Source organism: Arthrobacter sp. 05T423 (genome assembly GCF_056396245.1).
The window spans coordinates 67993-80736 of the sequence record NZ_JBFTLC010000012.1 but is presented as its reverse complement, the minus strand read 5'-3'; the positions used below and the strand labels follow the sequence as shown (position 1 = coordinate 80736).

Sequence of the window (12744 nt, the reverse complement as noted above, 5' to 3'; positions counted from 1 at the left end):
TGGGGAAATGAGCTCCCAGCCTCCCACCTCGAAGCCTCAAGCGCCCGACCACAGCCCGCAGGCTTTCAACCACAGCTCACACAACCACAGCGTGCAGGGCCAGAGCCTCGACGGCGCCCTGCAGCAGGCCGGTTTCTACCCGCTCCTGGTGGCCGATGTGGTGGATGACGCCCTGGACGGCCGGGACTGCCTGGCACACCTGGTCCACCTTGAAACGCACTTCGACCGCGCCGAGGTCCGCCGGCACATCACCGTGCTGGTCCTCACCGAGGACATGCTGGTGATCACCCACGTGGACGACCAGCAGCTCGACGAGGCGGGCGAACAGATCGTCGCCCAGATTTCCACGGAATCCGTCCCCGTCGCGCAGATCCGCTCGGTGGTCCTGAGCTACATGTACGCCCAGCCGCAGAACTACAAGCCGTCCGACCCCGTGCGCGAGGTCACCCTGTCCATCGCCTGGTCCGGCGGCCAGCGACTGGACATGGGCCCGGCGAGCTGCGGCGACCCGCAGTGCGAGGCCGACCACGGTTACAGCGGCACCATCGCCCAGGAGGACATCGTCCTGCGCATCAGCGCAGAGGCAGACGGCCTGCAGGCGGTCCAGGATGCCAAGCTTTTTGCCCGTGCCCTGCGCGCGGTGAACACGGGATCCGCCACGCCGGTGCGGCACGCGCCTTCGGCCACCCACCCGCGTCCCCGCGTGGGCGTTTTTGCCAACCGGCTCAGCCGCGGGCACAAGCGCTGAGATGCGGGAACAGGAAAACCATTCCTCAGCCCCCGCAACACGAACTACGGAATCCGGCCCGCCCGTAAGCGGCTTGCCGTCCGCCCCGGCCTACGGCCGCCGCTCCGTGGCCGAGGTCCTGGGCAGCGCGGCCGCCAGCCTCGGGGTACCGGGCTTCGAGAACGCCCTGGGCCTCCCGGCGGCCAGGCGCGTGTGCGTTGTCCTGGCCGACGGGCTGGGACGCAACCTGCTTAAGCAAAAGTCCGCGCACACCCCCTTCCTCCGGGGTGTCCTGCAGCAGGGCCAGGGGGCCGTGCCGGTCTGGCTGGATTCGGCCTTTCCGTCGACCACCGCAGCCTCCCTCGCGAGCCTGGGCACGGGACTTGCTCCCGGCCAGCACGGACTGGTGGGATATGACGTCCTGGATCCGGCGCAGGACAAGGTGGTCAACATGCTGGGCAACTGGGATGCCGGCGTGGACCCACAGCAGTGGCAGCCGTTCCCCACGGTCTTCGAACGTGCCTCCGAACACGTTGCCGTCACCACCGTCAGCCTTCCGCAGTTCGGCGGCTCGCCCATGACCCAGGCGGCGCTGCGCGGCGGCACGTTCGTCTCCGGCATAACCTCCCATGCCCGCACCGCGGCGGCGGCCGAGGCGATGGCGGACGCGGAGTCCGCCCTCATGTACTTCTACGTGAACGACCTGGACAAGGCCGGCCACCGGTATGGCGCGCAGTCGCCGCAGTGGGAACACCAGCTTGAGGAGCTGGATGCCACGGTCAAGCGGCTGGATGCTACCCTCCCGGCCGGAACCACAGTGCTGGTCACCGCCGACCACGGCATGCTGGATGTCGCTGAGTCACAGCGGCTGGACTACGCCGCGGATCCCGCCCTCGTGGATGGCGTCCGGCACACCGCCGGGGAACCGCGCATGGTGCATCTGTATCTTGAGGACGACGCCGGTGATGGCGGGCGGGAGCGACTCCTGGCGGCCTGGCGCGCCCGTTTTGGCGACAGGATCTGGGCTTTCACCCGCGAGGAAGCCGTGGCTGCCGGCCTCTTCGGAGCGGTCCGGCCCGAGGTCACGGGACGGCTGGGGGACGTGATGGTGGCAGCCCGGGACGCACTGGCGTTCTACGACACGCGCCGGGTGCGTCCGACGGCCATGGAAGTGGTGGGCCAGCACGGTTCCCTGACCAAGGCCGAACGCGAAGTCCCGCTGCTCAGTTTCCAGGCTTCCGGAAAAACAGCCTCCGGCAAGGGAGCTTCCGGAAAGGCGGCGGCCCGCCGGGGACCCCGTGGCTGAGCTCGTCTTTTTCTCCGGCACCATGGACAGCGGCAAGTCCACCCTTGCGCTGCAGATGGACTACAACCACCGTGCCCGCGGCCGCGGCGGGGTGCGGTTCAGCCGCAACGACCGCGCCGGCGACTCCAGGATCTCCAGCCGCCTGGGGCTGCAGACTGAGGCCGTGGAAGTCGTCGATACGACCGACTTCTGGGACGAGGTGGTGCTCCGCCGCACCCAGGGGATCCGCGTGGACTACCTTATCTGCGACGAGGCACAGTTCTACTCGGCCGCCCAGGTGGAGCAGCTGGCACGCGTGGTGGACGAGATTGAAGTGGACGTCTTTGCCTTCGGCATTACCGCCGACTTCCGGACCCGCCTCTTTCCGGGTTCGCAGCGCCTGATTGAACTCGCGGACCGGGTGCAAGTCCTGCAGGTTGAAGCGTTGTGCTGGTGCGGCCGGCGCGCCACCCATAACGCCAGGACGGTCGACGGCGTGATGGTCACCGAAGGTGCCCAGGTGGTGGTCGGCGACGTGGACATGGCAGCCGAGGCGACAGTTGGTGATCTCGGCAGTGATGCAGGCTTTGGGCCAGTCGTGGGCTACGAAACGCTGTGCCGGCGGCACTTCATGCGCCGGGTCACCGCCCACGGCGCCAACATCATGGCCCGGCAGGACCAGCTGCTCCCGTTTGAGGTGGACGCCTGCCTGTGGCACGGCGCCAGCGGAAGGGCCGGCGCCAGCGGAAAGGCCAGTGCCGGTTCCCCGGCCGGCAGCTAGTACTTAGTCACCGCGCGTGCCGAAGACGATTTCGTCCCAGCTGGGGACACTCGAGCGCTTCGGCCGCGACGGCTGGCGTTCCGGTTCGTCCCGGTCCTGATCGGCGCGGGACGAACCCTGGCCAGGCTGCGGCCGTGTCCCTTCCAGGCGGCTTCCCTCGAGGCGGCTTCCCTCCAAACGGCGGCGGGCATTGCCGCGGCCCAGGAGTTCGTCCAATCCGGCGCTGGCGGCCGCCGGACGGCCGGAAGCCGGGCCAGCGGGGGCTTGCGCCGCCGGTGACGTGGGTTCCTCCGGCTTGGCCGGCCCCGGCTGACCCGGGACGCTGGTGTGACCGGGGACTATGGTGATTTCACGCGTTTGGGTGCTCACGCCGTCGTGCAGCTTCAGTGATTCGTCGTCGGCGTCCTCGTGCCGGGGCACAAGGTTGAGGCGGGAGACCATCGAGGGCCTGCCGTCACGCCGGCGAGCCAGCATGAACTCGGCCGCGGGAGCCTCGGCGGCGTCGTCGTCGTTGTTGTCCGCCTCCGACTCCTCCTGGTGCGAATCATCCAGCTGCAAGGAATCATCCGGCCTGGCGGAACCGTCAGTTGGATGGGAATCATCTGCCGGCGGCCGGCCGGCCTCGGTGTCTTTAGATGCTTCGTCCGGCCGCGGGTGGGCGGCCGGCACACCATTAGCCAGCAACAGCGCAAGGGCGTCGTCGCTGTCCTCATCCACGCCGAGCCGCTGGCCGCGCCGCGAACGCAGCATGTCCAGCAGGCCGTCCGGGTCCTTCTGCTGCTCTGAGCTGTTAGCTGGGCCGGGGCTGTTGCCTGCGCCGGCACCAATGCCATTGCGGGCCGCGGCTTCTGCGTCGGTTTCGAAGTCGAAAGGCCTGTCTGACACCGCGGAGAGCCGGCGGGCGGGCACGGGTCCGTCCAAGGGCTCCAGCTCGCTGAGCTGCTGGGCCCAGCGGTTGGCGTTGTGCAGCGATTTGCGGGTGGGGTTGAACGTCCACATCGCCGGAGGTTCTTCGCCGATGCTCGCGTGGCCGCCGGGAGCGGCTGCAAACTTGGCGACGACGGTCCAGGTGCCGTCCGGCCGGCGCCAGGAGTCCCACTCCAGGGTGCGGGACTCGATGCCGTGGGCGTAGAGACGGTGCGCCACCATGTCGCCGAGGGTGGCGGGACTATCGCCGAAGGCCGAACGGTAGACGTCATGCCCGGGAGCGGGGGAGGCCACCTCCACCTTTTGGGCCTGCTGGGCAACGTACGCGCGCTCGGCCAGAACCGGCCCTTCGTACCGTTCCACCTTTTCCAGGGGCATGCCGCAGGCGGCGGCCACCTCCGCAGCTGTGGAACCACTGCGGATCTTCGCCTGGATGTCGCGGGGGGACATGGCCACGGGCGCCCCCGCCGACTGGCGCGCGGCAGGCCGGCTGGCGGCCAGCCTGAGCGCCTCGTTGATCGGCAGCCGGAACATTGCGCCACCGGCGCCGCTTAACAGGAGATGCTCCCCGTCGTCGTGGACGCCTACAAGCCGTAGATCCTGCATACAATCCTCCACCCTGGCATTACTATCAATCGAAACTCTGCCACCCCGCACCGTCTTTTCCCGTTAGGGCAGAGGGCGCGCCGCGAAATTCCGGGACTTTTGGGCGGTTGGTCGAGGCCGGGGCGGGGACGTCAACGAGGACTCGATTGAGGAGCTGAAGACCCGCAGGGCGGACAAACCGACGGCCGTGGTGGAGGAGGACGAGTCCGACCTCGCCGAACGCTACGAGCTGCCCGGGGCCGACCTGTCCGGCGAGGAGCTGCTGGTGCGCGTTCTGCCTGCTCGAGCCGACGAGTTCACGTGTGCCTCTTGCTTCCTGGTCCGGCACCGGTCCCAGATCGCCCGCGAAAGGAACGGTCTTCTCTACTGCCGGGACTGTGAAGGCTAACTGCGGCTACTTGCCGGTCAGCGCAGCGACGAGCTCCTCGGGGCGGCGGGTGGACGTCAGCCAGTACGGCGTCGGGTCCGACGGATCGGTGATGTCGATTTTAACCACGGGGTCAATCCAGCCCCGGATGCAGAGGTAGGCCAGGCCGTTCAGGCGCGTTCCGCGCTCCGCAGTTGCTTCCTTGGCGCGGTACGCCGCAGCCCCGCCGACCAGGCTGCGGTCGATGCTTGCCCGGCCCACCTGCAGGGTGCGGGGAGTCACGGATATTGTCGGTGTGGACAGGACCAGCAGCACGGCTTCGATGGCAAACAGCACAGCGGCTGCGGTGAAGCCGGCCGGAAGGCTGATGGGGGCGAATACCAGGATGCCCGCTGACGCGATGCCCACGGCGACGATCCAGATCCACGCGCCGGGCCACAGCTTTTCGGAGTAAACCACGGTTTCGTCCGGTGAGGACGGTTGGCGGGCAGGGACGGCGGCGCTTGATTCGGGCATGCCATCAAGCTTAGTGGCCAGTCAGAGGACGCACTGCAAGTAGGAGACGCACTGCAATAGGAGGAGTCAGAGCGCGGGCGATAGAGTGTGGGACTGTGACTGACGAATCAACGGCCATGACATCCCTCGCGCAGCAGGCGCCCGTGCCCGCCGCTGCACAACAGCCCAGGGCGGAGTTCGGCGCGCCCACGGTGCAGGTGCAGCTGAAAATGCTCGACGACGGCCTGGAAGCGCCGTCGTACGCCCACCCCGGCGACGCCGGGGCAGACCTGCGCGCCCGTGAGGACGTGGTGCTTGAGCCGGGGGAGCGGCGGCTCGTCCCCACCGGCGTAGCCATCGCGCTCCCGGACGGCTTTGTTGCCCTCATCCACCCCCGCTCGGGCCTCGCCACCAAGCACGGGCTCACGGTCGTGAACGCACCGGGGACCGTCGACGCCGGATACCGCGGGGAGATCGCGGTGACGCTGCTCAACACCGACCGCGAGCAGGCCATTGAACTGCGGCGCGGCGATAGAATTGCACAGATGGTGATCCAGCGCGTGGAGCACGCGCAGTTCGTCGCAGTGGGGGAGCTGAACGACTCTGTCCGCGGTGCCGGCGGCTTCGGCTCCACGGGCGGGTTTGCCGTTCCGGGCACGTAGCCTTCCACCACCGGCTGAGCTGCACACCCGCTTTTCGGGGCGAGCGACACGATCACAACTAAGGAGACAACGCATGGTTTTTGGGCGGGGCAAGAAAGCCAGGAAACAGGAACCGGCAGAGCCGGAGGACGTCCAGGAGGATGTTAGCCCGGATCCGGGCGAAAATGCTGCGGACCGCCGCAGGGCCATCGGCCCTTTCGACGTCTCCGAAATCAGCAGCCGCGACGGCTATGTGGACCTCGGCGCCCTTCTCATCGCCCCCCGCGACGGACTTCAGCTCCGGCTTGAGGTCGAGGAAGCAACGCAGCGGGTCGTCGCTGTAACCATGGATCTGGAGGGGTCAAGCCTGCAGCTGCAGGCGTTCGCCGCGCCCCGCTCGGAAGGCCTCTGGGACGAGATCCGGGAGCAGATCGGGCAGTCTGTCGGCGGCCAGGGCGGCCAGGTTGAGGAGACTCCGGGGGACTACGGCGTGGAACTCGTGGCCAAGCTGCCGGCGGGCGCGGCCGACGGCAGCCAGGGGTACCGGGTTGCCCGTTTTGTCGGGGTCGACGGTCCCCGCTGGTTCCTCCGGGGCGTCTTCGGCGGCGAGGCAGCGTTGGACCGTGAAGCGGCGGCGGGCCTTGAGGACCTGTTCCGGAAGATCGTGGTCATTCGGGGCGAGAACCCGATGCCGCCCCGCGACCTGCTGCAGCTGCGCCTGCCCAAGGACGCTGCGGGACCGGTGCCCCCTGCAGGGCCGGACCTCCAGCAGCCCGAGCGCGGGCCGGAAATCACCCAGATTGGTTGACGCAGGCGGCCCGCAGTACCAGGCGGTACCCATCCGCGGGCTGCCGGAGCGCGGGCGCATCCTGTGCCATGGATTTATTGAGTCGGTGACCTACGCGCCCCCATCGCAGGTGGCAGCCTTCACGGCCATCGTCTCGGATCACGACGCACCGGCCGCGCAGCGGCCCGGGCGGCTGCGCGTCATCTGGCTGGGCCGCCGTCGGATTCCGGGGATCGACGCCGGGACGGAACTCAAGCTCGAAGGCATGCTCACCGTCAGGGAAGGCCTGCCCACCATGTTCAACCCCCGCTACGAGATACTGTCCCGCCAGGAGAACCAATGACTTTGCCTGAGAACCCGGAATCCGCAGCGGGCCGCGAGGAACCCAAGCCCGCCCCCGAGGCCCCCGGCTTTGCGGGACTCGCCGAAGACTACGCGTCCAAGGCCGGGCTGCACCGCACCCATGACGGCCGCATCGACGTTCTGAAGAGCGCCGGCGGTTACCAGGGAATCGCCGAGAGCATCCTGCCCGGCCTCGTCTTCCTGGTCTCGTTTACCGCCACCAGCGCGCTGACGCCCTCGCTCATTGCCGCGCTGGCCACGGCCGCCGTCTTTACCGTGGTCCGGCTCGTACAGCGCCGCCCGCTGACCCAGGCCCTGGCCGGAGTTGTCGGCGTGGGCATTTCCGCGTGGCTTGCCAACACCACGGGCAAGGCCGAGGACTTCTACCTTCCGGGATTCCTGACCAATGCCGCCTACATTGTGGCGATGGTCATCTCCATAGCGGTCCGCTGGCCGATCGCGGGCCTGCTGTTCGGGTTCATCCGGAATGAGGGTCTGGACTGGCGCAAGGACCCGGCGCGCGTGCGCGCCTACCGGCTGGGCACCTGGATCATCGTCGGTGTGCTGGTGCTGCGGCTGTTGGTGCAGGTTCCCCTCTACCTGATGGGCCCGGACGGGCTGGCGGCGCTGGCCACCACCAGGCTCATCATGGGCGCACCGCTGTACATCCTCGGCGTGTGGATCGCCTGGCTCATCACCCGGCCCGCGGCAACGCCCGACGGTCAGCCGTCGAAGCCGTCGTCGTCCAACTGATCTGCCGCGGCGTGGCCTGCAGCGGCCGGGGCCGAATACGCAGCCGCACCGCCCTGCTCTGCGCTTGACTCCTGCTCTCCGCCGGAGCCGTACGCTTCACTCAACCCGCGCCCCTCGCTGGAGCCCGGCGACAGCAGCTCGCGCAGCTGGTTTTCGGCGGCGATGGTGGTGACGAAGAACAGTTCGTCGCCGCCGTCAATGACGTCGTCCCGGCTGGGCGTGATCGGCGCCTGGTCCCGCAGTATGGCCACCAGCGTGGAGTCCTCCGGCCAGTCGATGTCGCCAACAGTCAGCCCGATGGCGTGCGAGTCATGCGGCACCGTGAACTCGACGATGGACGACACCCCTGTCTGCAGGGTCAGCAGCCGGACCAGGTCGCCGATTTCCACGGCTTCCTCCACCAGGGCCGTCATGAGCTGCGGCGTGTTCACGGCAACGTCCACGCCCCAGGAGTCATTGAACATCCAGTCGTTCTTCGGGTTGTTTACGCGGCCCACGGTGCGCCCGATGCCGAACTCGGTCTTGGCCAGCAGTGAGACGACGAGATTCACCTTGTCATCGCCCGTGGCGGAAACCACCACATCCGCGTCCTCGAGCTTCGCATCCTGCAGGGTGCTCAGCTCGCAGGCGTCGCCCACCAGCCAGTGCGCCCCGCGCAGTCCGCTGCGCCCGATCACTTCGGGCTTGAGGTCAATGAGCAGAATCTCGTGCTTGTGGGCCAGCAGCTCACGGGCAATCGAGGAGCCGACGCTTCCGGCCCCGACGATGACGACTTTCACTTAGGACTCCTTGGCGGGTGCTTTGGCGAGGATGTGGGCGACGTCGGACGTGCGGTCCACCCGCAGCATGGCATGCACCGTGTCGCCGTCCTGGTAGGAGGTGCCCGCGGCCGGCAGTATCCCTTCGCCGAACCGGGTCAGGTAGGCGACCCGGACGTCGGCCACCTTTTCGATGGAGGACACCGGATGCCCCACCCACTCCGGGTGGAGGTCAAGTTCGGCCAGCACGAGCCGGCCCGAGGGGTCGCGGAAGTCCCCGGCAAGGTGCTGTTCGGGAAGGATGCGGCGCAGGACCTGATCGGCGCTCCAGCGCACCGCGGCCACGGTGGGAATGCCCAGCCGCTGGTAGATCTCGGCGCGGCCGGGGTCGTAGATGCGGGCCACCACGTGCGGCACATGGAACGTCTCACGCGCCACCCTGGTGGCCAGGATGTTGGAGTTGTCGCCGCTGGACACGGCAGCAAAGGCATAGGCGTCCGCAACGCCCGCCTGCTTCAGGGTGTCGCGGTCAAAGCCGACGCCGGTGACTTTCCGGCCGGTGAAGCCCGAGCGGAGGCGGCGGAAGGCGCGGTCGTCCTGGTCGATGATGGCCACCGAGTGGCCGGCATCCTCCAGCGTGTGCGCCAAGGTGGCCCCGACGCGTCCACAACCCATGATCACGAAGTGCGCCACGCGTTCTCTCCTCAACTCTCGCCGACTGCTCCGTAAGACTCTACCGCCGGAAACCTGCCATGACATCGCGTGCGAATCAGACTAACTTTGTGTGGTGCTGACAATTCTGAATGCCGTGAAGCGCGTGCTGGTGGGAAGGCCCTTCCGGAACGACAGGATGGCCCACACTCTCCTGCCCAAGAGGATCGCGCTGCCCATTTTCGCCTCGGATGCATTGTCCTCCGTTGCCTACGCCCCCGATGAGATTCTCCTCACGCTGGCTTTGGCCGGCGTAAGCGCGGTGACAATATCCCCGCTCGTAGGCCTCGCCGTCATGGTGGTCCTGCTCACGGTGGTGGCGTCCTACCGGCAGAACGTCCACGCCTATCCGTCCGGCGGCGGGGACTACGAGATCGCCAACGAGAACCTGGGCAAGTACGCCGGCCTGACGGTCGCCGCGGCCCTGCTGGTGGACTACGTCCTGACCGTTGCCGTGTCCATGTCCTCCGCGGCCGCCTACCTCACCACCGCTATTCCCTCCCTGCATGGCCGGCAAGCCATAATCGCCACCATCGGCGTGGTGGTCCTGGCGCTCGTCAACCTGCGCGGCATCAAGGAAGCCGGCAGCGTCTTCGCGGTGCCCACGTACATCTTCATGGCGTCCATCCTGGGCATGACCGTCGTCGGCGTCTTCCAGGCTGCCACCGGCCAGCTGGGCCAGGCGCCGTCGGCCGCGTTCACGATTGTCCCCTCACCCGACTTCGACCAGGGACTCGTGGGCCTCGCCGGCGCGTTCCTGCTGCTGCGCGCCTTCTCGTCAGGCGCCGCCGCCCTGACCGGCGTGGAGGCGATCAGCAACGGCGTGCCGAACTTCCAGAAACCGAAGAGCAAAAACGCGGCCAGCACGCTGCTGCTGCTCGGGATCATCGCCTCGGCCATGCTGGCGGGCATCATCTACCTGGCCAACGCCACCAAGGTCCACATCGTGCTGGACCCGGCCACCGAATTCCTGCTCAACGGGCAGCCGTTGCCCGAGGGCTACATCCAGAACCCGGCCATCAGCCAGATTGCGCAGACCATCTTCGGCGCCGGCTCAATTCCCTTCTACATCGTGGTCGCGGCCACGGGCGTCATCCTCGTCTTTGCCTCCAACACGGCCTTCAACGGCTTTCCGGTGCTGGGCTCCATCCTCGCCCAGGACGGCTACCTGCCCCGGCAGCTGCGCACCCGCGGCGACAGGCTCGCCTTCAGCAACGGCGTGCTTGCCCTGGCCGCCGGGGCCCTGGTGCTCATCGTGTCGTTCAACGCGGATGTGACCAAGCTCATCCAGCTGTATATCGTCGGTGTTTTCATCTCCTTCACAGCCAGCCAGCTGGGCATGGTCCGGCACTGGGGCCGGGAGCTGAAACTGGCCAAGGACAAGGCCGTCCGGCGCAGGATCATCAAGTCGCGCACCATCAACATGACCGGCTTCGGCATGACCGCGCTGGTGCTGGTGATCGTGCTAATCACCAAGTTTGAACAGGGTGCCTGGATTGCCCTGCTCGCCATGTTCATCCTGTTCCTCATCATGTGGAGCATCCGAGCCCACTATGACAACGTGGCCAAGGAGCTCGCCGTCGATGAGGACTCCTCACCCCGCGCCCTGCCCACCCGGGTCCACGCCGTGCTGCTGGTGTCCCATGTCCGCAAGCCGGTGCTCCGCGCCCTTGCTTATGCGCGTGCCTCCCGGCCGTCGCGGCTGGACGCCATCACCGTGGACATCAACGCCGAGGAGACAGCGCACACCCTCGCCGACTGGGAGAAACTGGAGATCCCGGTTCCGCTGACCATCCTCGCCAGCCCCTACCGCGAGACGGTCACGCCGATCATGGACTACATCAAGAACATGCGCCGCGACTCGCCCCGGGACCTCATCGTCGTCTACATTCCGGAGTACGTGGTGGGCAAATGGTGGGAGCAGCTGGTGCACAACCAGACAGCCCTCCGCATCAAGACCCGGCTCCATTTTGAGCCCGGCGTCATGGTTGCCAGCGTCCCCTGGCAGCTCAAATCATCCGAAGAAGCCAAGAGACTGCAGGACATTCAATGAGCCCGGACACCCAGACCACTTCCACCGGACTCGAACTGGTCGTCGACGTCGGCCCGGTGGCCCACGGCGGACACTGCGTTGCCCGCCACGAGGGCCGCGTGGTCTTCGTCCGCCACGGCATTCCGGGCGAGCGGGTGCGGGTCCGGCTCACCGACGCCGAAGACAAGGCCAAGTTCTGGCGCGCGGATGTTGTGGAGGTCCTGGACGCTTCGCCGGACCGGGTGCAGCACTTCTGGCGGACCGCCGATTCCGCCAGCTCCTGGGCAAAGGGGCGCCCGCCGGTGGGCGGCGCCGAACTCGGCCACGTGTCGCTGCCGCGCCAGCGGAGCCTCAAGGCGGAGGTGCTGGCCGAACAGCTCAGCCGGCTGGCCGGCGTCAAACTTTCCCCGGAAGTGGAACCCGCGGGCAGTGGAAAAACGGACGGTGCCGGAACAGCGGACGGTGCCGGAACAGCGGACGGTGCCGGAACAGCGGACGACGGCGGGGCGGGCCTTGCGTGGCGAACGCGCGCCAGCTTTGCCGTCACCGGCGGCGGCCGGCTTGGCATGCACGCCCACCGCTCCGACCAGGTGATCCCCGTCCGGGAGATGCCGCTGGCCGTCGACGGGATCAACGCCCTGCGGCTGTGGGACGTGGACCTGCAGGGCATTGACCGCGTGGAGGTGGCCGCCCCCGCGAACGGCTCGCGGCCGCTCGTCCTGCTGGCCCCCGCCCCCGGAACCCGCGCCAAGCGGCTGAACTCCATCCTGTCCCAGCTTCCGGCGGACGTGTCCGTGGCCAGCTACGATCCCCTCAAGAATGAGACGCTGCAGCTCCGCGGCCGGACCTGGGTGCAGGAATCCGCGGCCGGCCACGACTACCGGGTCACGGGGGCGGGCTTCTGGCAGATCCACCGCGATGCACCGGAAACGCTGGTGGGGGCGGTCACGGAATTCCTGCGCGAGGGCGGTTTCCTGGAACCCGGTGCAGCGGTGGCGGACCTCTACGCCGGCGCGGGGCTGTTCACGGCCCCGCTGGCCGACGCGGTGGGGGAGACCGGGTCCGTGCTGTCGGTGGAGGGCGCCCCGGGCACCAGCCGGGACGCCCGGAAAAACCTGCACGGCGCCCCGCAGGTGGAGATCGTGCAGGGCAAGGTGGAACGGGTGCTCCGGCAGCGGCCGCGCCAGTTCGACGCCCTGGTGCTGGACCCGCCGCGCGCCGGCGCGGGCAAGGCCGTTGTGAGCCAGCTCATTGCCTCAAGTCCTCGCGCCATAGCCTATGTGTCCTGCGACCCGTCGTCGTTCGCACGCGACATTGGTTACTTCCAACAGGGCGGCTGGTCACTGGCGGGGCTGCGGGCCTTCGACCTGTACCCGCACACGCACCACCTGGAGACGGTCGCACTGCTGACTCCCCGCGGGTGATGTGGCTAGGATGGGCGTAGTAGTCCCGCGTCGCGCGCCGTATTCTCGGCTGACCCCATGCTCTTGTGTATGACCTTGTACTAGTTAGGATGACCTAACTAGCAAGCG

At 68.0% G+C, this 12744-nt stretch carries 13 protein-coding genes and 1 pseudogene; 10 read left to right on the top strand and 4 right to left on the bottom strand.

Going from position 1 to position 12744, the window contains the following annotated elements:
- Positions 1–7 precede the first annotated feature (7 nt).
- From AC1DFE_RS11360 to AC1DFE_RS11350, 3 genes are read left to right on the top strand one after another with little or no spacing between them, the layout of a single operon-like run.
- Complete coding sequence (locus AC1DFE_RS11360) at positions 8–748, top strand: DUF5998 family protein (RefSeq protein WP_476905979.1); 741 nt, start codon at positions 8–10, stop codon at positions 746–748.
- Position 749: 1 nt separating this feature from the next.
- Entirely contained in the window at positions 750–2033 is a 1284-nt protein-coding gene (locus tag AC1DFE_RS11355; protein ID WP_476905978.1) for an alkaline phosphatase family protein, read from the top strand.
- Positions 2026–2793, top strand: a complete 768-nt coding sequence (locus AC1DFE_RS11350) for a thymidine kinase (RefSeq protein WP_476905977.1) — start codon at positions 2026–2028, stop codon at positions 2791–2793. Before AC1DFE_RS11355 ends, AC1DFE_RS11350 begins: the two co-directional genes overlap by 8 nt.
- A gap of 3 nt (positions 2794–2796) precedes the next feature.
- Here AC1DFE_RS11350 and sepH read toward each other — a convergent pair whose 3' ends face one another.
- On the bottom strand, positions 2797–4326 hold the full coding sequence (gene sepH, locus AC1DFE_RS11345) for a septation protein SepH (RefSeq protein ID WP_476905976.1): 1530 nt from the start codon (positions 4324–4326) through the stop codon (positions 2797–2799).
- 112 nt (positions 4327–4438) lie between these two features.
- Here sepH and AC1DFE_RS11340 point away from each other — a divergent pair.
- Positions 4439–4714: pseudogene (locus AC1DFE_RS11340) on the top strand (DUF4193 domain-containing protein); the annotation flags it as partial.
- Between the two features lie 6 nt (positions 4715–4720).
- On the opposite strand, the gene AC1DFE_RS11335 reads toward AC1DFE_RS11340, so the two are convergent.
- On the bottom strand, positions 4721–5209 hold the full coding sequence (locus AC1DFE_RS11335; RefSeq protein ID WP_476905975.1) for a DUF3093 domain-containing protein: 489 nt from the start codon (positions 5207–5209) through the stop codon (positions 4721–4723).
- 95 nt (positions 5210–5304) lie between these two features.
- Here AC1DFE_RS11335 and dut point away from each other — a divergent pair, with 95 nt between their 5' ends.
- The 4 genes from dut to AC1DFE_RS11315 all read left to right on the top strand — a co-directional run bounded on the left by dut (position 5305) and on the right by AC1DFE_RS11315 (position 7711).
- On the top strand, positions 5305–5850 hold the full coding sequence (gene dut / locus AC1DFE_RS11330; RefSeq protein ID WP_476905974.1) for a dUTP diphosphatase: 546 nt from the start codon (positions 5305–5307) through the stop codon (positions 5848–5850).
- Between the two features lie 73 nt (positions 5851–5923).
- Positions 5924–6637, top strand: coding sequence for a DUF3710 domain-containing protein (locus AC1DFE_RS11325; RefSeq protein WP_476905973.1), 714 nt, complete (start codon positions 5924–5926; stop codon positions 6635–6637).
- The gene (locus tag AC1DFE_RS11320; RefSeq protein ID WP_476905972.1) at positions 6630–6959 is read left to right on the top strand and encodes a hypothetical protein; all 330 of its coding nucleotides are present in this window, start codon (positions 6630–6632) and stop codon (positions 6957–6959) included. Before AC1DFE_RS11325 ends, AC1DFE_RS11320 begins: the two co-directional genes overlap by 8 nt.
- Positions 6956–7711, top strand: coding sequence for a DUF3159 domain-containing protein (locus AC1DFE_RS11315; RefSeq protein WP_476905971.1), 756 nt, complete (start codon positions 6956–6958; stop codon positions 7709–7711). Before AC1DFE_RS11320 ends, AC1DFE_RS11315 begins: the two co-directional genes overlap by 4 nt.
- Here AC1DFE_RS11315 and AC1DFE_RS11310 read toward each other — a convergent pair.
- Together AC1DFE_RS11310 and AC1DFE_RS11305 are read right to left on the bottom strand one after the other, a co-directional pair.
- Positions 7681–8490, bottom strand: coding sequence for a potassium channel family protein (locus AC1DFE_RS11310; RefSeq protein WP_476905970.1), 810 nt, complete (start codon positions 8488–8490; stop codon positions 7681–7683). The genes AC1DFE_RS11315 and AC1DFE_RS11310 overlap by 31 nt on opposite strands.
- Positions 8491–9162, bottom strand: a complete 672-nt coding sequence (locus AC1DFE_RS11305; RefSeq protein ID WP_476905969.1) for a potassium channel family protein — start codon at positions 9160–9162, stop codon at positions 8491–8493.
- Between the two features lie 94 nt (positions 9163–9256).
- On the opposite strand from AC1DFE_RS11305, the gene AC1DFE_RS11300 reads away from it, so the two are divergent.
- Both AC1DFE_RS11300 and AC1DFE_RS11295 read left to right on the top strand, forming a co-directional pair.
- On the top strand, positions 9257–11233 hold the full coding sequence (locus tag AC1DFE_RS11300; RefSeq protein WP_476905968.1) for an APC family permease: 1977 nt from the start codon (positions 9257–9259) through the stop codon (positions 11231–11233).
- Positions 11230–12636: a class I SAM-dependent RNA methyltransferase gene (locus AC1DFE_RS11295; RefSeq protein WP_476905967.1), complete on the top strand. Its 1407-nt coding sequence runs from the start codon at positions 11230–11232 to the stop codon at positions 12634–12636. The genes AC1DFE_RS11300 and AC1DFE_RS11295 overlap by 4 nt, the downstream gene beginning before the upstream one ends.
- Positions 12637–12744 lie beyond the last annotated feature (108 nt).